General features: G+C 65.1%; 16 protein-coding genes. 15 read left to right on the top strand and 1 reads right to left on the bottom strand.

What is annotated here, in order from left to right:
• Positions 1 to 3: 3 nt before the first annotated feature.
• The 3 genes from ABQU90_RS04200 (at position 4) to ABQU90_RS04190 (ending at position 2,023) form a co-directional block, all read left to right on the top strand.
• The gene (locus ABQU90_RS04200; RefSeq protein WP_323522074.1) at positions 4 to 828 is read left to right on the top strand and encodes a DUF4097 family beta strand repeat-containing protein; all 825 of its coding nucleotides are present in this window, start codon (positions 4 to 6) and stop codon (positions 826 to 828) included.
• Between the two features lie 32 nt (positions 829 to 860).
• Positions 861 to 1,394 carry a DUF2884 family protein gene (locus ABQU90_RS04195; RefSeq protein ID WP_323522073.1) on the top strand — a complete coding sequence of 178 codons (534 nt, stop codon included), beginning with the start codon at positions 861 to 863 and terminating at the stop codon, positions 1,392 to 1,394.
• Positions 1,395 to 1,600: 206 nt separating this feature from the next.
• Complete coding sequence (locus ABQU90_RS04190) at positions 1,601 to 2,023, top strand: hypothetical protein (RefSeq protein WP_323522072.1); 423 nt, start codon at positions 1,601 to 1,603, stop codon at positions 2,021 to 2,023.
• Positions 2,024 to 2,171: 148 nt separating this feature from the next.
• Here the strand turns inward: ABQU90_RS04190 and ABQU90_RS04185 are convergent, their stop codons facing one another.
• The gene (locus tag ABQU90_RS04185) at positions 2,172 to 3,578 is read right to left on the bottom strand and encodes a class II fumarate hydratase (RefSeq protein ID WP_055844840.1); all 1,407 of its coding nucleotides are present in this window, start codon (positions 3,576 to 3,578) and stop codon (positions 2,172 to 2,174) included.
• A gap of 287 nt (positions 3,579 to 3,865) precedes the next feature.
• Between ABQU90_RS04185 and ABQU90_RS04180 the strand changes: the two genes are divergently transcribed.
• From ABQU90_RS04180 to ABQU90_RS04125, 12 genes are all read left to right on the top strand, one after another.
• The gene (locus tag ABQU90_RS04180) at positions 3,866 to 5,188 is read left to right on the top strand and encodes a hemolysin family protein (protein ID WP_323522071.1); all 1,323 of its coding nucleotides are present in this window, start codon (positions 3,866 to 3,868) and stop codon (positions 5,186 to 5,188) included.
• Between the two features lie 35 nt (positions 5,189 to 5,223).
• Positions 5,224 to 6,591: an adenylosuccinate lyase gene (purB, locus tag ABQU90_RS04175; protein ID WP_115553442.1), complete on the top strand. Its 1,368-nt coding sequence runs from the start codon at positions 5,224 to 5,226 to the stop codon at positions 6,589 to 6,591.
• Positions 6,592 to 6,964: 373 nt separating this feature from the next.
• Positions 6,965 to 7,465, top strand: a complete 501-nt coding sequence (locus ABQU90_RS04170) for a DUF3060 domain-containing protein (protein ID WP_323522070.1) — start codon at positions 6,965 to 6,967, stop codon at positions 7,463 to 7,465.
• 706 nt (positions 7,466 to 8,171) lie between these two features.
• Positions 8,172 to 9,632: a ribosomal protein uL16 3-hydroxylase gene (locus ABQU90_RS04165; protein WP_407078738.1), complete on the top strand. Its 1,461-nt coding sequence runs from the start codon at positions 8,172 to 8,174 to the stop codon at positions 9,630 to 9,632.
• Positions 9,629 to 10,561, top strand: coding sequence for a GNAT family N-acetyltransferase (locus ABQU90_RS04160; protein ID WP_323522069.1), 933 nt, complete (start codon positions 9,629 to 9,631; stop codon positions 10,559 to 10,561). The genes ABQU90_RS04165 and ABQU90_RS04160 overlap by 4 nt, the downstream gene beginning before the upstream one ends.
• Before the next feature lie 180 nt (positions 10,562 to 10,741).
• Positions 10,742 to 13,570: a 2-oxoglutarate dehydrogenase E1 component gene (locus ABQU90_RS04155; protein WP_430544355.1), complete on the top strand. Its 2,829-nt coding sequence runs from the start codon at positions 10,742 to 10,744 to the stop codon at positions 13,568 to 13,570.
• 42 nt (positions 13,571 to 13,612) lie between these two features.
• A complete protein-coding gene (sucB, locus tag ABQU90_RS04150; protein WP_323522067.1) occupies positions 13,613 to 14,824 on the top strand; it encodes a dihydrolipoyllysine-residue succinyltransferase in 1,212 nt (403 codons plus the stop codon).
• Between the two features lie 146 nt (positions 14,825 to 14,970).
• The gene (gene lpdA / locus ABQU90_RS04145) at positions 14,971 to 16,407 is read left to right on the top strand and encodes a dihydrolipoyl dehydrogenase (RefSeq protein ID WP_323522066.1); all 1,437 of its coding nucleotides are present in this window, start codon (positions 14,971 to 14,973) and stop codon (positions 16,405 to 16,407) included.
• Positions 16,408 to 16,557: 150 nt separating this feature from the next.
• The gene (locus ABQU90_RS04140; protein WP_115559460.1) at positions 16,558 to 17,151 is read left to right on the top strand and encodes an LOG family protein; all 594 of its coding nucleotides are present in this window, start codon (positions 16,558 to 16,560) and stop codon (positions 17,149 to 17,151) included.
• A 276-nt stretch (positions 17,152 to 17,427) separates the two neighbouring features.
• Entirely contained in the window at positions 17,428 to 18,030 is a 603-nt protein-coding gene (locus ABQU90_RS04135) for an IMPACT family protein (protein ID WP_055844872.1), read from the top strand.
• The gene (locus tag ABQU90_RS04130; protein WP_323522065.1) at positions 18,027 to 19,796 is read left to right on the top strand and encodes an ABC transporter transmembrane domain-containing protein; all 1,770 of its coding nucleotides are present in this window, start codon (positions 18,027 to 18,029) and stop codon (positions 19,794 to 19,796) included. Before ABQU90_RS04135 ends, ABQU90_RS04130 begins: the two co-directional genes overlap by 4 nt.
• A 90-nt stretch (positions 19,797 to 19,886) precedes the next feature.
• Positions 19,887 to 20,786 carry a hydrogen peroxide-inducible genes activator gene (locus tag ABQU90_RS04125; protein WP_115584409.1) on the top strand — a complete coding sequence of 300 codons (900 nt, stop codon included), beginning with the start codon at positions 19,887 to 19,889 and terminating at the stop codon, positions 20,784 to 20,786.
• Positions 20,787 to 20,866: the final 80 nt, after the last annotated feature.

Raw genomic sequence — 20,866 nt, 5'->3', positions numbered from 1 at the left:
CCCATGCGCCTGCCTTTGACCCTGGCCATCCTGTTCGCATTGCCCGGCACCGCAGTGGCCGAGGAGCAGTGCAAATTCTCCGAGCCACGCAGCCTGGAACTGCAGCTGGCGGGAGTGAAATCGGTGTTGTTCGAGGTCGGTTCCAGCGACCTGCATCTGGAAGCATTGCCCGGCAATGGCGGTCGTCTGCACGGCCGCGCCTGTGCAGCCAAGGCCGACGTACTCAAGGGCCTGACGGTCACCCAGAAGCGGGTGGGCGACCGGCTGGTGGTGACGCTGACGGACGACCGCCTGCTGCGTATGTCCGTCGGCGAAAACTATTCGTATCTGGACCTGCACGGCAGCGTGCCGAGTAACTTACTGGTGCAGTTGGATGTGGGCTCCGGCGATGCCGACATCACCGGCGCCGCTGCGGTGAGTGCCGATGTCGGTTCCGGCGATGTGGCGATTCGCAAGAGCAAGGGGCGTGTCACCGTCAAGGTGGGCTCGGGCGATGTCGAACTGGAAGACATCGGCACGCTCCGCGTGCTGGCTGTGGGCTCAGGCGATCTGAAGGCCAAGCAGATCCATGGCGCGGCGGAGATCGGCAAGGTGGGCTCGGGCGACGTCACGCTGCGCGACGTGGCCGGCAGCATCAAGGTCGGCACGATCGGGTCCGGCGATATGGAGCTCAACGACGTGCGGGGAAACATCACCGTCGAGGCGATCAATTCCGGCGCGCTCAACGTGCGCAAGGTGAGCGGCGATGTGAGCGTTGCGCGCAAGGGCAGCGGCGATATCAATGTCAAGGACGTCGCGGGCACCACGCGCGTGCCGGCCGAGCGCTGATCACTTCATCCACGATTCGAAGGGGACTGCTGATGAAATCATTTCTCTCTGCGGTGCTGGTCGGTGCGCTGCTGGTTGGCTGCGGCAAGCCAGAGGTCGCCGTCGACGGCTCCGCGCACATCCAGGGCAGCGGCGTGACGTTCGATGGCAAGAGCCTGACCCTCAAACGCGACACCTTGCCTGCTGCCACCATCGGCATGGATGGCACGCTCAGCATCGGGGGCAAGCCGGTGGCCCTAAACGATGCACAGCGCCAGGCAATGCGCGGTTATTACGCGCAGGTGCAGGCGGTGGCCAACAAGGGCATCGATATCGGCACCCAAGGCGCCGCATTCGGTGCCCATGCGGCCGGTGAAGCGCTCAAGGGTGTGCTCAGTGGCAACGTGGAGAAGATGGGTGACAAGATCCAGGCCGACGGCGAAGCCTTCAAGCAAAACGCCCTGCGCATCTGCGACCAGTTGGGCAAGCTACGCACCGCCCAGGACGCCGCCGTGCAGCTGGTGCCGGCGTTTGCGCCTTACTCCACCCTCACCCAGCACGACGTCGACGATTGCCGTAAAAAATGACGGGGGCCACAGCAGCTGCGTCGTCGCCGACAAGCGCAGCGGCTGTCAGCAACCCAAAGGCGCGCGGGACCATGCGGTTTTTGGGCGCACGCCATGGCGCGGAGGCGGGACCTGCGACATTTTGTCAGCCGGTCCAGCTGGCCGCCGCGCTGATCGACAGCGTGGGCGCGGATTACACTAGACGCTTCCCACGACAGATTGACCCCATGAACAAGTTCGTGATGCTCTGCATGGCGCTGCTGCTGTGCACCCTTGCCGCCTGTGGCGACCAGTCGTCCCGTCGTGCCGAACGTGGCAAGCCGCGCGTTGCCATCACCACCCAATCGGTGATGATCCGCCGCCCGCCGGCTGCCAATGCGGAAATCACGCCCGATGGCACGCTCAAAATCGATGACATCGCGCTACCGCAGAAGGAGCCGACCCGCGCCAAGTTGCAGTTGCTGTTCGGGCATCTGCAGATGCTGCGCCAGCAGGCCGTCAACGCCGCTGGCGCGGACACGGAGTACAAGTCGATCAAGCTGACCGCCACGCCGGAGATCCAAACGCTCAGCGGCGAATTGCTGGATGAAATCCCGTCGCTGCAGCCGTATCGCGAGAGCTTCGGCAACGTGCAGGCCGAGCGGCACTGAGTATTGGCGAAGCCGCGCGGAAACGCTGATTCGCGAGAACGGAATGCTAGAACCCAGGATAGGAGCGCGCCCGAGCGCGACGGGGCTTTATCGACAACGCCCCATCGCGCCCAGGTGCGCTCCTACGCACACACGCACATTGCGGTGATCAGCCACCGCCGCCACTGCTGCCGGCCTGGATGCCACCACGCGTCAGTGCAGCAGGATCCAGCAAACGGCGCAGGTCCGCTTCGCTGAGCCCACTGTCTTCCAGGGCTACCTCCAGCACCGGGCGCTGCTCCTTGTAGGCGCGCTTGGCGATCGCTGCGGCTTTCTCGTAACCGATGATCGGGTTGAGTGCAGTCACCAGAATCGGATTGCGGTCCAGCGCCTCGCGCACGCGGTCCTGACGCACCTTCAATCCGGCAATGGCGGTATCGGCCAACAGACGCGACACATTGCCCAGCAAGGTGATCGAATCCAGCAGATTGTAGGCGATCAACGGCAGCGTCACGTTCAATTGGAAGTTGCCGGTCTGCCCCGCCACGGTGATCGCAGTGTGGTGGCCGATGACCTGCGCGCAGGCCATCACGGTCGCCTCAGGAATCACCGGGTTGACCTTGCCCGGCATGATCGAGCTGCCCGGTTGCAGCGCCGGCAATTCGATCTCGCCCAGGCCCGCCAACGGGCCGGCATTCATCCAGCGCAGATCATTGGCGATCTTGATCAGCGCCACCGCCAGCGCGTTGAGCTGGCCGGACAATTCCACCGCATCATCCTGCGCGGCCAGACCTTCGAACTTGTTTTCCGCGCTCTCGAACTTGGCGCCACTCAGGCTCGACAGGGCCTTGGCCACCTTGCCGCCGAAGCGTGGGTCGGCGTTGATGCCGGTCCCGATCGCGGTGCCGCCCAGCGGCAGGCGGCGCAGCCGCTTGAGCGCATCGTCGAGCCGGTCTTGCGCCGAACTCAATTGCGCAGACCAGGCCCCAAATTCCTGCCCGAACGTCAGCGGCATCGCATCCATCAAATGCGTGCGACCGGTCTTGACGATCTTGTCCAGCGACCTGGCGCGCTTGTCGATGGTCTTGCGCAGATGCTTGAGCGCTGGCTGCAGGTGTTCCTGCACCGCAAGCAACGCCGACACACGGATCGCGGTGGGCACCACATCGTTGGAACTCTGCCCGAGATTGACGTGATCGTTGGGATGCACCGCGTCCTTGCCGGCGCGCGTGGCCAGCGTGGCAATCACCTCGTTGGCATTCATGTTGGACGAGGTGCCCGAGCCGGTCTGGTACACATCGATCGGAAACTGCGCGTCATGGGTGCCGTCGGCCACCTGCAATGCCGCGGCCTGCACGGTCTTGCTGATCGACTTTGGCAGCAGCCCGAGCTCGGCATTGACACCGGCGGCGGCGGCCTTGATCAAGCCCAGCGCGCGGATGAAACCGCGTGGCATCGGCTGGCCGGATATCGGAAAATTCTGCACGGCACGCTGGGTCTGCGCGCCCCACAATGCATCGGCGGGCACCTGCAATTCGCCCATGCTGTCGTGTTCGGTCCTGAAACGTTCGCTCATCTGCCTTCTCCGCACAGTGTTGGATTGTGGTGACGCAATGGCTGGCAGCGGGCGCACCCACGCTGACGAGGGTCATTACGATACTCGCTGGCAGCGTTGCAACGATGTCATCGCAGTGCGTGGACTAGACTCAGCATTGATCCATACGAGGTACCACGCCGCCATGGGCGACGACCCTGACTGTAGAAACGCACTGCCCGCGTTCTGCTTCGATGCACCCCGCACCACTACGCACACGCCTGCGTTGATGCATCCATCCGCCGCCCCTGCACCGCGCGGAGGCGAACATGCTCGGTAATGTGATGCTGTTGATCGTCGCGCTGTTTCTGGTGCTGTTGAACGGCTTTTTCGTTGCTGCCGAATTCGCCCTGGTCAAACTGCGGCACACCCAGGCGGTGGGGCTGGCCCAGACCCATGGCTGGCGCGGGCGTCTGCTGCTGGGGGTGCACGCGCATCTGGATGCGTATCTGTCGGCATGCCAGCTAGGCATCACCCTGGCATCGCTGGGATTGGGCTGGGTCGGCGAACCTGCATTCGCGCATCTGCTGCAGCCGTTGTTCGATGTGCTGGGCATGTCCGAAGACGCTGCGCAGTTCACCGCCTTGGCAATTGCCTTCAGCCTGATTTCGTTCCTGCACATCGTGCTGGGCGAACTGGCCCCGAAAACCATGGCGATCCGGCGCCCGGAGCGCATGTCGTTGTGGACCGCCGCGCCGTTGTACGTTTTTTACTGGGCCATGTACCCGGCAATCTGGGTGCTCAATACCAGCGCCAACCGGCTGCTGCGCCTGCTGGGCTGGGGCGATGTGGAGCACCAGTCGCACCGCTATTCGCGCGAAGAACTCAAGCTGATCGTCGGCCGCCAGGACCCCAACGCGCCTACCGCCGACCATGGGCTGGCGCTGATGAGCCATGCGCTGGAACTGCCGGATCTGGTGGCCGGCGACCTGATGCGCCCCCGCGAGCACATGCGCAGCCTGCGCGAGGGCATGAACCTGGAAGCGGTGCTGGCCGAGTTCAGCGAGTCGCGCTACAGCCGCTACCCCTGGTTCGACGTCGATGGCGAACAGGTGCTGGGCATCCTGCATACCAAGGATCTGCTGGTGGCGATGGCACGCGGCCAGGACCTGGACGACCTGCGTCCGTTGCTGCGCCCACCCACCCTGCTGTCTCTGGAAACCCCCATTCCCAGCGCGCTGGAGCAGTTCCGCAGCGGCACCACCCATCTGGCGCTGTGCGTGGAGGACGAAGGCCGCATCCTGGGCTTCTTCACCCTGGAGGACCTGCTGGAAGTGGTGGTCGGCGAGATCGAGGACGAGCACCGTCACGTGGTGCGCGACGCCCCGGTCCGCAGCCAGGACGGCTCGCTGCTGGTGGCCGGCAGCACCTCGATCTTCCGGCTGGAACGCTTGCTGGGCCAGGATCTGAGCGCCCCGGACCATGTCAATTCGGTCGGTGGGCTGATCGTGCATCAGCTGCAGCGGCTGCCCGAAGAAGGCGAAACCCTGGAACTGGACGGCCACGCGCTGACCGTTCGGCGCATGGCCGGCCACCGCATCCAGGCGGTGACGGTGCGGCCGGTGGGCGAAGCGGGCGTCGGGGCGGCGTAGAATACCGGCCCCGCCAGCTTCCCAGTGCCCTCCCCATGTCGGATTCCGCCCTGCTCGCCCTGTCCCCGCTCGACGGCCGCTACGCCTCCAAGGTGGATGCGCTGCGTCCGATCTTTTCCGAATACGGCCTGATCCGGGCACGGGTCAAGGTCGAGATCGAATGGCTGCTGGCCCTGGCCGCCGAGCCGGGCATCGCCGAGCTGGCGCCATTTTCGGCCGCCGCCAGCCAGCGTCTGCGTGCGCTGGCCGACGACTTCAGCGTGACCCATGCCGGGCGGGTGAAGGAGATCGAACGCACCACCAACCATGACGTCAAGGCGGTGGAGTACTTCATCAAGGAACAGCTCAAGGACGATGCCGAACTGGGCCCGGCACTGGAGTTCGTGCACTTCGCCTGCACCAGCGAAGACATCAACAACCTCAGCTACGGCTTGATGCTGGAGCAGGCGCGCCGCGACGTGCTGCTGCCCACGCTGGACGGCATCACCGCCTCGCTGCGCGCACTGGCGCATGCGCAGGCCGCACAACCGATGCTGTCGCGCACGCACGGCCAGACCGCCTCGCCCACCACGCTGGGCAAGGAAATCGCCAACGTGGTCGCGCGCCTGGAGCGCCAGCGCAAGCAGATCGCCGCGGTGGAACTCACCGGCAAGATCAACGGCGCGGTCGGCAACTACAACGCGCATCTGGTGTCGTACCCGCAACTGGACTGGGCTGCGTTTGCGCAGCGGTTTGTGGAGAGCCTGGGCCTGGTGTTCAACCCCTACACCACCCAGATCGAGCCGCATGACAACGTGGCCGAAATCGGCGACGCCACGCGTCGCGCCAACACCATCCTGATCGACCTGTCGCGCGATATCTGGGGTTACATCTCGCTGGGGTATTTCAAGCAAAAGTTGAAAGAAGGCGAAGTCGGCTCGTCCACGATGCCGCACAAGGTCAACCCGATCGACTTTGAAAATGCCGAAGGCAATTTCGGCGTGGCCAATGCGTTGTTCGAGCACTTTTCCGCCAAGCTGCCGATCAGCCGCTGGCAGCGCGACCTCACCGATTCCACCGTCCTGCGTGCACTGGGCACCGCGTTCGGTCACACCCAAGTGGCGCTGGATTCGCTGGCCAAGGGCCTGGGCAAGCTGACCGTCAATCCGCAGCGCCTGGATGCCGATCTGGACGCCGCCTGGGAAGTACTGGCTGAAGCCGTGCAGACGGTGATGCGTCGCCACGGCCTGCCCAACCCGTACGAACAATTGAAGGCACTGACGCGCGGCCACGGCATCACCGCCGCCTCGATGCAGGCCTTCGTGGAAAGCCTGGAGCTGCCCGAAGAAGACAAGCAGCGCCTGCGTACGCTCACCCCGGGCGGCTACACCGGCCTGGCCGAGCAGCTGGCGCGCGCGATCTAAGAAAGCGCTCAACAACGCCAGGCGTGACGAATGAACCCGGGATTTCGCCCACATGCGGCGGCCTCCCACGCTGAAGATCAAGCACGTGCGCGTAGTGAAGAGTGCTTCGGTTGCTGATCGACAGCACGTGGAAAAGGCGTTCAACGCTGGCCTAGGCGAGAACACCATCGGCCGCGCCGCGCCAGACGGGCGCGGCCATTGCCGGGGTGCGATAGGTCCTGGGCGGGTGCGGTAGATCCTGGCGTGTCGACCGACGTGACGGAACGGCTGCTTCGCCGGGTGTGTCGGCAACGCCCAAGCGTCGAGCCGGCGTCAACGGCGCTCCCCGATGCGGCTGCTATGGTGCCGGCCTCATCCAAGCGAGGGATCACCCATGCATGCAGCCCGGACTATCGCGTCGCTGTTCGCCCTGTCCAGCATCGCCGCACTGAGCGGATGCGGCGCCGACGGCCCTGCGGCCCAGGCGCTGTCGGCCGTCTCGTCCACCGTGACCGACCCGGCCAGCGGCGCCGATTGCGACGGCAAGGATGTACGCCTGACCCGCGACGACAGCGAGTGGATCCTGCATGGCAACTGCGGCACGGTGACCATCACCGCCTCACGCGGCGCGATGAATCTGGACAATGCACGTAGCATCCGCGTGGAAGGCAGCAACTTCACCGTGCTCAACAAACAGCTCGGCCAGCTCAGCGTCTCCGGCCACGACAACACGCTCAATCTGACCAATGTCGACAGCGTGGACATCCAGGGCAACAAGAATCTGGTGCTGGCGCGCGAGGTCAAGCAGGTCCGTTTTTCCGGCAACGACAACACGGTCAACCCATCCAGCAAGCCCACGCTGGAGGATCGCGGGAGCGGCAACAAGGTGATGTAACTCGGTGGCCGCGACGGCGCGCTGGCGCAGCCTTCGCCTCGCAAGGCAGCAAGATTGCAAATGACGTACGCATGCTGCGCCGTGCGTGCCGAGCACTCGGTTTTCTTGCCAGCCAGCTTGGGCCGCGAATGCTCCTACCCCGGATGCCATTCGCGGCCCGATGCCATTCGCGGCCCTGGATTGCAGCACTTACGGCCGCCACGCCGCCAACAGCACTACCTCGCGTGGCTTAGCGGCGCCAAGTACGATCGCAAAACGCAGCGCGTCGCCAGCGCAAACGTATTGCGGGCCGCACAGCGAGAGCGCAAGTCGATGGCGGTATCGCCAGCAACAGCAGCCTGCCGGGCCGCGCACAGCAAGCAGCTGTGAACGTGGCGAGACCCGCAACGTGTAGCTTTCACCACCAATGGCTCAGCGCGCCCTACTTTTGTAGGAGCGGCCCTGGCCGCGAAGCCGTCCACGCACCCCATCAGGCTTCACGGCAAGCACGCTGTACCGCCCGAACACCGCTGCAGCACGTCTTGACGTGATCGCCAGCCAGGCGCAGTCGCCGGCAGCGCGCAGACCGAACCACCACGTCCCTGAAGCATTGCCTGTTGCCAGCCCCGCGCGCAGGTGCAGATCCGGCGCAGGCATCGGACAATGGGACATCTGCGCCGGCCCTGCCCGCGCCCCAGTATTCCATCGACACCTGCAAGGACTCCCCATGGCTGCACGCAAGGCAAACCCTCCCGTCATCGAAGTCCAGGCCCGTCCAGGCCAGCCGTTGGGCATGCCGGTGGAGCGCTTTCTGCGCACCTACTGGCACAAGCACCCGCTGCTGATCCGCAATGCCTTCGCAGATTTCGCCTCGCCGCTGCAGCCGGAAGATCTGGCTGGCCTGGCCTGCGAAGACGGCGTGCTGGCACGCCTGATCAGCCACGACCGCGCCACCGACGGCTGGAGCGTGCGTACCGGCCCGTTCCAGGAAACCGACTTCCCCGGCCTGCCTGATCACGATTGGACGCTGCTGGTGCAGGACGTGGACAAGTGGGACGCCGACGTGCGCGCACTGCTGGAGCAGTTCCGCTTTCTGCCGCGCTGGCGCATCGACGACATCATGATCAGCTTCGCTGCCACCGGCGGCTCGGTCGGCGCGCATGTCGACCATTACGACGTGTTCCTGCTGCAGGGCCAGGGCCACCGCCGCTGGCAGATCGACGCACGCACCTCGCAAGGCCGCAAGCCCACGCCGCTGGCGTTCCGCGACGACGTCGACATCAAGCTGCTGCGCGAGTTCAAGCCGACCCACGACTGGGTGCTGGGTCCGGGCGACATGTTGTATCTGCCGCCGCTGGTGCCGCATCACGGCGTGGCCGAAGACGCCTGCCTGACCTTCTCGATCGGCACCCGCGCACCGTCCTCGGCCGAATTGATCGGCGATTACCTGGACACCCTGATCGCCGATGCCGACGAGTCGGTGCGCTATCACGACGAAGACCTCAAGGTGCCGGCCGACCCGTACGAGATCGACGTCACCGCGATGAACCGCGTGGTCGAAGCGCTCAATGCGCTGCGCATGAACGACCCGGATCGCCTGGGCGACTGGTTCGGCCGTTTCATGACCACCTATCGCGCCTCCGGCGACGTGGTGCCGGCGCCCGAGCCGATCCCGCGCGAAGCGGTCGAACAGGCGCTGGAAGAAGGCGTGGTGCTGTATCGCCACCCCTGGTCGCGGCTGGCCTGGCGGCGTGCCAAGCGCGGCGCCACGCTGTTCTGCAGCGGCCTGGAATTTGCGTTATCGGCCAAGGACGCGGCGCGTCTGGCAGCGGCCGAAGAAATCGATGGCGGGCTTTACGCGCAGCTGAGCGCACGCGGCCGCGAGGTGGTGTTGGAGCTGCTGGCGCAAGGCCATTACCAACGCGCCCATGACGACGCGCACGAAGACATCGACGACGATCAGGCGCACATGCTCACCGTGTCGGCCGACCACGACGACACTCAGGACGACGCCGACAGCGCCGACGCAGACGACGCCATCGATGCCGACGCCGATGTCGAAGCGGTGGCGGACGACGCAGATAGCCCGGCCGACATCGCCGACACCGCGCAGAGCGAAGATGGCAGCACAGACGCTTCGGACATCGGCGAAGACGGCAACAACGACGAGACCCCGGAGCGCGCATGAGCCCGCACGGCAGGCCGCAAACCGTGTCGCTCGACCCGGCATCCGATGCCGCGGCCCTGCGTGCGCTGCGGCAGGCCTGCACGACCGACATCGCGGGCAACGCCCACGATGCCGAGTGGGATGCGCTGGACCCGCTCAGCCTGCACTTGGCCGCGCGCACCGATGACGGCCAACTGGTCGGCTCGGTACGCGTGACGCCGGATCGCCGCATCGACCGGCTCGGCCTGCTGCCGGACTGGCGGCGTCGCGGGCTGTCGGACCAGCTGCTCGCCGCAGCGGTGGATGCCGCAACTCAACGTGGCTGGCCCAGCCTGCACGCCCGCGTCACCGCAAACGCCGAGGCCGTGTTCGCACGGCTCGGCTTTTTACCCGAACTCCCCCCGCATTCTCCTCACGAGCGCACCGCCGATGCCGGCGTTGTGCCCGGCACGCCCCTGCATCGCCGGCTCGACGGCCCGATGGCAGTGGACGACCTCGCCGCGGCCCTGGCTGCCACTACCGGCCTGCTGTGCAGCGCACGTCGGCAGGTGCTGATCTACACCCGCGCGCTGGATCCGCAATTGTTCGACAACGCTGCCGTGCTCGAGGCACTGCGCCGTTTCGCCACCGCCCGCCACGACAAACGCGTGCAGGTGCTGGTGCAGGACACTGCCAGCGCCGCCGCCAGCAGCAGTGCGATGTTGCGCTTGGCCCAGCGCCTGCCCAGTGTGTTCCGGTTCCGCGCGGTCAGCGATCCGGTAGATACCAGCTATGCGTCGGCCTATGTGATCGGCGACGACGCCTACTACTTTCGTCCAACGGGTCACCGCTTCGACGATGGCGAAACCTGGCTGTCCGGTGCGGCGCGCAGCCGCCAGCTAACGCGCGAATTCGCGCAGATATGGGAGCGCAGCGCGCTTTGGAACGAACCACGCGCGCTTGGCATCTGACACCGCAACGCCCCTCGCACGTAGGCGCCCGACCAATTGGTCTACCCCGCCGGTCAGCTCGCAGACGCCCCCTCACAAGCACAAGGGGGTATAATTTTTTGAGATTTGAGACCGACCGATAGGGCAACTCGCCCTGCCGCTTCCGCACAATCATCCCCACAGCAGACCCGACTTACCATCGTGGATAATCTCCTAAAGCAGTTCGCGCAGTCATCGCAGCTCGCCGGCGGCAACGCCGCCTATATCGAGGATCTGTACGAGCAGTACCTCGTCGCCCCGGACAGTGTCGATCCGAAGTGGAAGAGTTATTTCGACGGCTTCCAAGGTCGCGATGCCGGTGATGTACCGCATTCGGCGGCCATTGCCCACATTCTCAGCGCGTCCAAACAGGCCGCCAATGCCGGTACCGGCGCGGGCGCCAGCGACGAGCGCGAGCGCAATGTCGGCCGTCTGATCACCGCCTACCGTGCACGCGGCCACCTCGGTGCGCAGCTCGACCCGCTGGGGCTTACCCCGCCGGTCAACCCGCCCGATCTGGACCTGCCCTTCCACAGCCTGTCGCAGGCTGACATGGACAGCGAGTTCAGCACCGGCGGTGTCGGTGGCCAGCCGCGGATGAAGCTGAAAGATCTGCTGGCCCGCCTGAAGGCGACCTACGCCAGCAGCATCGGCGCAGAATTCATGCACATCCAGGAATTCGACCAGCGCCAGTGGATCTACAAGCGCCTGGAAGATGCCGGCGGCAAGATCGCAGGCGATGCGGCCAGCCGTAAGCGCACGCTGGAGCGGCTCACCGCCGCCGAAGGCCTGGAGCGCTACCTGCACACCAAGTACGTCGGCCAGAAGCGCTTCTCGCTGGAAGGCGGCGATGCGCTGATTCCGATGATGGACGCGATCATCCACCAGTCCGGCAAGGACCAGGTCAAGGACATCGTGATCGGCATGGCTCACCGCGGCCGCCTCAACGTGTTGGTCAATACGTTGGGCAAGAACCCGCGCAAGCTGTTCGACGAGTTCGAAGGCAAGTTCGAGCATGCCCACGACGACCGCGCGCACACCGGCGACGTCAAGTACCACATGGGCTTCTCGGCCGATATCGCGGTGGGCGACAGCAACCAGGTGCATCTGGCGCTGGCGTTCAACCCCTCGCACCTGGAAATCGTCGACCCGGTCGTGGTCGGCAGCGTGCGTTCGCGTCAGGAACGCTTCGGCGATGCCGAACGCAAGACCGTGCTGCCAATCCTGATCCACGGCGATGCCGCATTCGCCGGCCAGGGCGTGGTGATGGAGCTGTTCCAGATGTCGCAGGCGCGCGGTTTCGCGGTCGGCGGCACGGTGCATATCGTCATCAACAACCAGATCGGCTTCACCACCAGTACGCGTGACGATGCCCGCTCCACGCTGTACTGCACGGACGTGGCCAAGATGATCGGCGCGCCGGTGTTCCATGTGAATGGCGACGACCCGGACGCGGTGATGTTCGTGTCCAAGTTGGCCTACGAATTCCGTCAGCAGTTCAAGAAAGACGTGGTCATCGACCTGGTCTGCTACCGCCGTTGGGGCCATAACGAAGCCGACGAACCGGCAGCGACCCAGCCGGTGATGTACCAGACCATCCGCAAGCACAAGACCACCCGCGAGCTGTATGCGACCAAGCTGGAAAGCGACGGTGTGCTGAGCGCCGACGAGGCCAAGGCGCTGGTGGACGGCTACCGCAACAAGCTGGATTCGGGCGAATACACCACCGAACTGGCCACGCGCAAGCCGGACGAATTCGCCATCGATTGGTCCAAGTACCTGGTCGGCACTGCTGCCGATCCGGTGGATACGCGCGTCAAGCGCGACCAGCTGGATCGTCTGGCCAAGTTGATCACCACCATTCCCGAAGGCGTGGAGCTGCATGCCCGCGTCGCCAAGATCTATGACGACCGCGTCAAGATGGCCGCCGGCGATCAGCTAGGCGACTGGGGCTTTGCCGAAAACCTGGCGTACGCCACGCTGCTGGCCGAAGGCCACAAGCTGCGTCTGGTCGGCCAGGATGCCGGTCGCGGTACGTTCTTCCACCGTCACGCGATCCTGCATGACCAGAAGAACGACAACTACTACCTGCCGCTGCGTCAGCTGGTCGAGAACCCGGAAGACGCCACCATCATCGATTCGCTGCTCAGCGAAGAAGCGGTGATGGGCTTCGAATACGGCTACTCCACCACCGACCCGAACGCGCTGTGCGTGTGGGAAGCGCAGTTCGGCGACTTTGCCAACGGCGCGCAGGTGGTGATCGACCAGTTCATCGCTGCCGGTGAAGCCAAGTGGGGCCGCATCGCGGGCCTGTCGCTGTTCCTGCCGCATGGTTACGAAGGCCAGGGCCCGGAGCACAGCTCCGCGCGTCTGGAGCGTTTCCTGCAGCTGTGCGCGCTGGAGAACATGCTGGTCTGTGTACCGACCACACCGGCGCAGTGCTTCCACATGATCCGTCGTCAGATGCGCATGACTACCCGCAAGCCGCTGGTAGTGATGACGCCCAAGTCGCTGCTACGTCACAAGCTGGCGGTGTCGAGCCTGGAAGAATTGGCCGATGGCGAGTTCCAGCATCTGATTCCCGATGCCAAAGCCGATGCCGGCAAGGTCAAGCGCGTGGTGCTGTGCTCGGGCAAGGTCTATTACGACCTGCTCGAAGACCAGACCAAGCGCGGCCAGGACGATGTCGCGATCCTGCGCGTGGAGCAGCTGTATCCGTTCCCGCGTGCGCAGCTGGCCGCCGAACTCAAGGCCTATGCCAACGCCACCGACGTGGTGTGGTGTCAGGAAGAGCCGCAGAACCAGGGTGCGTGGTACCAGATCCGCCATCACCTCAATTTCTGCCTGGCCGGCGGTCAAAGCCTGCATTACGCCGGCCGTGTCCGTTCGCCCTCGCCTGCCGCCGGCCACATGGCCGACCACATCGTCGAACAGCAAACGCTGGTTGCCGATGCGCTCCTCAATCCGTTCAACGACCAAGTCGCTGAATAACTCCTCTTCCCCAAAGAACGAAAACCCTAGGACGCTCCCCGAATGGCCACCGAAGTCAAAGTTCCGGTACTGCCCGAATCCGTTTCCGACGCCACCATCGCCAGCTGGCACAAGAAGGCCGGTGAAGCGGTCAAGCGCGACGAGAATCTGGTCGACCTGGAAACCGACAAGGTCGTGTTGGAAGTTCCTTCGCCTGTCGACGGCGTGTTGAAGGAAATCAAGTTCGAAGCCGGCAGCACGGTCACCAGCAACCAGCTTCTAGCGATCATCGAAGAAGGCGCCGTTGCTGCCGCGGCTCCGGCCGAAGAGAAGAAGGCCGACGCACCGGCCGCCGCTGCAGCAGCTCCCGCTGCCGCCCCGGTACCGGCTGCTGCCGCTGCGCCGAGCGCGTCGAAGTCCGCTGCCGATTCGCTTCCCCCGGGTGCGCGTTTTTCCGCGATCACCCAGGGCGTGGATCCGTCGCAGGTCGACGGTACCGGCCGCCGCGGCGCGGTGACCAAGGAAGACATCGTCAACTTTGCCAAAGCCGGCGGCGTGGGCAAGGCCTCTGGCGCCCGTCCGGAAGAGCGCGTGGCGATGACCCGCGTGCGCAAGACCATCGCCAAGCGTCTGATGGAGTCCAAGAACTCCACCGCGATGCTGACCACCTTCAACGAGGTCAATCTCGCCAAGGTTTCGGCCGCGCGCAAGGAACTGCAGGACGAGTTCCAGAAGGCCCACGGCATCAAGCTTGGTTTCATGAGCTTCTTCGTCAAGGCCGCCGCCAACGCGCTGCAGCGCTTCCCGCTGGTCAACGCCTCGATCGACGGCGATGACATCATCTATCACGGCTACAGCGATATCTCGATCGCCGTGTCCACCGAGAAGGGCCTGGTCACGCCGGTGCTGCGTAACGTCGAGCGCCAGTCGTTCGCTGAAGTCGAACAGGGCATCGCCGATTACGCCGCCAAAGCACGCGCCGGCAAGCTGGGCCTGGACGATCTGCAAGGCGGTACGTTCACCATCACCAACGGCGGCACCTTCGGCTCGCTGCTGTCCACCCCAATCATCAATCCGCCGCAGAGTGCCATCCTGGGCATGCACGCGATCAAGGAACGTCCGATCGCCGAGAACGGCCAGGTCGTGATCGCGCCGATGATGTACCTGGCGCTGTCTTACGACCACCGCATCATCGACGGCAAGGATTCGGTGCAGTTCCTGGTCGACATCAAGAATCAGCTGGAAAACCCGGGCCGGATGCTGTTCGGCCTTTAAGAGCCGGGAATCGGGAATGGAGATTCGGGAATGGGACAAGCGCCCATCGACCGCTCCATTCCCGCCTGGACCTGGATGGGACGCAGCAGGCGCATGCGCTTTTGCCATTCCCCATTCCCTATTCCCCATTCCCGTGAGCAAATGAAATGAGCGAACAATTCGACGTCGTCGTCATCGGTGCCGGCCCGGCCGGCTATCACGCGGCGATTCGCGCGGCCCAGCTGGGCATGAAGGTCGCCTGCATCGACGCGGCACTCGGCAAGGACGGCAAGCCCGCCCTGGGCGGTACCTGCCTGCGCGTGGGCTGCATTCCGTCCAAGGCGCTGCTGGATTCCTCGCGCCAGTTCTGGAACATGGGTCACCTGTTCGGCGACCACGGCATCAGCTTCAACGATGCCAAGATGGACGTGCCCACCATGATCGGTCGCAAAGACAAGATCGTGAAGCAGTTCACCGGCGGCATCGCGATGCTGTTCAAGGCCAACAAGATCACCCCGTACTACGGCTTCGGCCAGTTGCTGCCGGGCAATATCGTCAAGGTCGCCCAGCACGAAGGCGGCGAGATCGAGCTCAAGGGCACCAACGTGATCCTGGCGGCCGGTTCGGAATCGATCGAACTGCCGTTCGCCAAGTTTGACGGCGACACCATCGTCGACAACGTCGGCGGCCTGGATTTCACCGCTGTGCCCGAGCGCATGGCAGTGATCGGTGCCGGCGTGATCGGCCTGGAACTGGGCAGCGTGTGGAAGCGCCTGGGCGCCGAAGTCACCATCCTCGAAGCGCTGCCGGACTTCCTGGCACTGGCCGATGCCGAAGTGGCCAAGACCGCGCTGAAGGAATTCAAGAAGCAGGGCCTGGACATCAAGCTGGGTGCCAAGGTCGGCAAGACCGAGATCACCGGCAGCGGCGATGCCAAGCAGGTGGTGCTCAGCTACACCGACGCCGCGGGCGAGCAGACCCTCACCGTGGACAAGTTGCTGGTGGCCGTGGGCCGCAAGGCCGCGACCAAGAACCTGCTGGCCGACGGCACCGGCGTCAAGATGACCGACCGCGGCCAGATCGAGGTCGATGGTCATTGCCACACCGGCGTCGACGGCGTGTGGGCCATCGGCGACTGCGTGCGCGGGCCGATGCTGGCGCACAAGGGCTTCGAAGAAGGCATCGCGGTGGCTGAACTGATCGCCGGCCTGCCGGGTCACGTCAACTTCGACACCATTCCGTGGGTCATCTACACCGAGCCGGAGATTGCCTGGGTCGGCAAGACCGAGCAGCAGCTCAAGGCCGAGGGCGTGGCCTACAAGGCTGGCAGCTTCCCGTTCGCGGCGATCGGCCGTGCGGTGGCCATGGGCGAGCCGGCCGGCTTCGTCAAAGTGATCGCCGATGCCGAAACCGACCGCGTGCTGGGCATGCACCTGGTGGGCGTGGGCGTCTCCGAGCTGGTGCACGAAGGTGTGCTGACGATGGAATTCAACGGCTCGGCCGATGACCTGGCGCGTATCTGCCACGCGCATCCGACCCTGTCCGAAGCGATCCACGACGCCGCGATGGCGGTGAGCAAGCGCGCGATCCATAAGGCCAATTAAGCCGGGAATCGGGAGTTGGGAATCGGGAATCGTAAAAGCGGTCCCATCACCTCACTCCTCATGCTGACGCCGGACCTAGGTCCGGCGTCATGCGTTCTGGCTTCTATATTTGCTTTGACCCATTCCCTATTCCCGATTCCCGAATCCCCGATGAAATCAATCTGCGTCTACTGCGGCTCCAATGCCGGCAACAAGCCTGTCTATGTCGAGCGCGCCATGGCGCTGGGCGATCGCATCGCCAAACAGGGCCTGCGTCTGGTCTATGGCGGCGGCAACGTCGGCTTGATGGGCACGGTGGCCAACGCGGTGCTGGCCGCCGGCGGCGAAGTCACCGGCGTGATTCCGCAGCAGCTGGCCGATTGGGAAGTGGCGCATCGCGGGCTGACCACACTGGAAGTGGTCGGCTCGATGCATGAGCGCAAGATGCGCATGTTCGAGCTGTCCGATGCCTTCGTCGCCCTGCCCGGCGGCTTCGGCACCATGGAAGAGATTTTCGAGATGCTCACCTGGCGCCAGCTCGGCATCGGCAACAAGCCGTGCGCGTTTCTGGATAGCGCGGGCTTCTATGCACCGCTGATCGGCATGATCGATCGCATGGTGGAAGAACGTTTCCTGCATCCGGATCAGCGCGCCGACCTGTGGTACGGCGACGACATGGAGCAGATGCTGGAGTGGATGCAGCACTACACCCCGGCGCAGGCGTCCAAGTGGATCGACGAGAAGCGCCGCTCCACGCTGGTGTAATCGAAGACACCCCTTGGCCCACGCGGCCGCAACGCGCGTCGCTTTCTACAGGCGCGCGCGGCAGTAACGCGCATCGACTCAGCGAACGCATGCTCACGCTAATACCGGGCAAACGCGTGCGCCCTGACATCCGCCAAGCGCGACGTCGGCCGCCAACGACCGACGCACAGCAACGGTGCATCGCTAAGACACCGCCTCGCTCCAATCGCCCCGGTCTGCCAGCTTGCAACGGCAGTCACGCTGACTGCAGCAACCGACATCGCCGCCTCGCATAGAATGGCGACGATGCTCGATACCCTCGCCGCTGACGCGCACCACAGCCTGGACATCAAGCACAGTCGCTTTCTGGCCCATGCTGCTGCACTCGATTCTTCCGCGCAGGCGCTGGAGATCGTGCAGCGCGTGTCTGTGCCGGATGCCACGCACAACTGCTGGGCCTACCGGTTCGGGCAGGAGTACCGTTCCAGCGACGATGGCGAGCCCAGCGGCACGGCGGGGCGGCCGATTCTGGCGGCCATCGATGGCCAAGGCTTCGATCGCGTGGTGGTGGTGGTGACGCGCTGGTATGGCGGGATCAAGCTCGGTGCCGGTGGGCTGGTACGTGCTTACGGCGGCACGGCCGCCGAATGCCTGCGCCTGGCCACGCGGCGGCCGCTGGTTGCGCTGACCCTGCTCGACCTGCAATGCCAGTTCGACGATCTGGGGCTGGTGCACGCGGCGCTTGTCGCGTTCCATGTCGACAAGCTGGATGAACACTTCGACGCCCAAGGCGCAGCGTTACGCGTGCAACTGCCTGCAGATCAGCTGGCTGGCTTGAAAACCCGCCTGTGCGACGCCACTCGCAATCGTGTCCATCTCTCAACACCGGAAGCCGCATGACTCAGCCAGCCGCCGCCAGGCCCAACCCATTGCGGAAGCTTGGCAGCCTGCGCACCTTGTGGCCGTTCGTGCAACGCCAGCGCGGCCTGTTCGCCGCCTGGCTGATCGCACTCGCGGTGTCCTCCGCGGCCACGTTGAGCCTGCCGGCAGCGGTCAAGCGCATGATCGACCACGGCTTCTCCGGCGGCACGCAGATCAACCAGGCCTTCGCATTGTTGTTTGTGGTGGCCGTGGTGCTGGCCCTGGCGACCGCAGCGCGTTTTTACTTCGTGGCGTTGCTGGGCGAGAAAGTCGTCGCAGATCTGCGCGGCCGTCTGTATGCGCACCTGATCAGCCTGGACGCCGGTTTTCATGATCGCAGCCGCAGCGGCGAGCTGGTGTCGCGGCTGTCGGCCGACAGCGAGCTGTTGCGCGGGCTGATCGCCAACACCATGTCGGTGGCGTTGCGCAGCTCGGTGACGGTGATCGGCAGCATGGTGATGTTGTTCGTCACCAGCCCGCGCCTGGCCGGATTCACGCTGATCGGCATTCCGTTGGCGGTGCTGCCGATCGTGCTGGGCGCGCGCCGGCTGCAAAAGATTTCGCGCGCCAGCCAGGATCGCGTGGCCGACGCCAATACGCTGGCGGCCGAAACGCTCGGCGCGGTCCGCACCGTGCAGGCGCATGCGCGCGAGCGCTACGAGAGTCAGCGTTTCAGCCAGGCGTTGTTTGCGGCGATCGATACTGCGCGGCTGCGCATCCGCACCCAGGCCGGCGTCACCGCCATTGCGATCATGCTGATCTTCGGTGCCATTGTCGGTGTGCTGTGGTTGGGCGCGCACGACGTGGTGTCCGGGCGCATGACCCCCGGCACGCTGGGCCAGTTCGTGCTGTATGCGTTGATCGGCGGCGGTTCGGTCGGCGCGCTGGCCGAGGTGTGGAACGAGTTGCAGCGCGCCGCCGGCGGCATGGGCCGGGTTGGCGAACTGCTCGACGAACAGTCGGCGATCGTGGTGCCGGCCACGCCCATGCGCTTGCCGCAGCCGCTGCGCGGGGCGATTCATTTCGACCAGGTGATGTTTCATTATCCGCAGCGCCCCGACGCACCGGCGCTGGATGGATTCGACTTGCATGTCAGCCCCGGCGAAACCGTTGCCCTGGTCGGCCCGTCCGGCGCCGGCAAGAGCACGGTGCTGGCGATGCTGCTGCGCTTCCACGACCCCGCCAGCGGCAGCGTGCGCATCGACGAGGTGGACCTGCGCCAGACCGACCCGGTGCGCCTGCGCGAGCACATCGCACTGGTCCCGCAACAACCGACCCTGTTCGCCGCCAGTGCCGCCGACAACATTCGCTACGGCCGCCTGGAGGCCAGCGATGCCGAGGTGGAAGCGGCAGCGGCCGCAGCAGAGGCCGATGTCTTCATCCGCGCCCTGCCCCAAGGCTATGCCAGCGAACTGGGCGAGCGTGGTACGCGTCTGTCCGGCGGCCAGCAGCAACGTGTGGCAATCGCACGTGCCTTGCTCAAGGACGCACCCATCCTGCTGCTGGACGAAGCCACCAGCGCACTGGATGCCCAGAGCGAGCGCGCCGTGCAGCAGGCACTGGACCGACTGATGCAGGGCCGCACCACCCTGGTCATCGCGCACCGCCTGGCAACCGTGCTCAAGGCCGACCGTATCGTGGTCATGGATGCCGGCCGTATCGTGGCGCAGGGCACGCATGCGCAGTTGATCGCCGAAGGTGGCCTGTACGCCGAGCTGGCGCGGCTGCAATTCATCGATCAATGACGCCAGGTTGATGCCCACTGCGGGCCACACGCTCGCTCACCGGCCTCGCCGGCAGTGCGACTCCGAGCGACCCGACGTACCGATGCGACCATGCCCCGCCCCAAGACCACTCTTCGCCAACTCAGTTACTTCGTCGCGCTGGCAGATACCGGCAGCTTCACCCGTGCTGCCGAGCAGATGGGCGTGTCGCAGCCCTCGCTGTCGCAACAGATCCGCGCACTGGAAACCATCATCGGTGCGCCGTTGTTCGAGCGCGGCGTCCCGGCCATCCTGACCCCGCTCGGGCGCGACCTGCTCGACCGCGCGCGCAGCATCCTGCTCGATGTGACCGATCTGGAAGAAGTACGCACGACCTCGACCGACACGCTGATCGGCACCATCCGGCTAGGTGTCTCGCCCACGCTGGGCGCCTACCTGATGCCCAGCCTGGTCGCACGACTGCACCGCGAGCACCCGGCGCTGCGCGTGCACGTGCGCGAGGGCCTGCCGACCGTGCTCGCCCGCGACCTGGCCAACGGCGTGCACGATCTGATCCTGGCGCAATTGCCGGTGGCCGGGAGCAGCCTGCACAGCGAGCGGCTGTTCCGCGAACCGCTGCACGTGACCATGGCCGCCGATCACCCGCTGCGCAGCAAACGCTACATCACCCCTGCCGATCTGCGCGGTGCCAACCTGCTGACCTTGATGCCGGAATACCGATTGGCCGAACAGGTGGCCGCCATCGCGATGGAAGTCGGCGCCCATGTGTTGCGCGATTACGAAGGAACGAGTCTGGATGCGATCCGACAGATGGCCGGCATGGGCATGGGTCTGGCCCTGCTGCCGGAGCTTTACGTGCGTCAGGAAATCCGCGAAGGCGACGATGTAGTGGTGCGCCCGATCAAGGGCGGCCGCTATTACCGCGAGATCGGGCTGCTGTGGCGGCAAGGTGCAGGACGTGCGCCAGCGTTCGGTTTGATCGCAGATCTGCTGCGCGCGGCAGCCGCATAGGAAAATCCTATACAACGGATAAGCGCTCCGGCCTTGTCCTATAGCGACAACTCGTCAATGCTTCACTGAACTCATCAATG

The organism is Xanthomonas sp. WHRI 10207, assembly GCF_040202975.1.
GTDB lineage: Bacteria > Pseudomonadota > Gammaproteobacteria > Xanthomonadales > Xanthomonadaceae > Xanthomonas.
The sequence above is the reverse complement of the archived record's forward strand: the minus strand, read 5'-3'. Positions and strand labels throughout refer to the sequence as shown.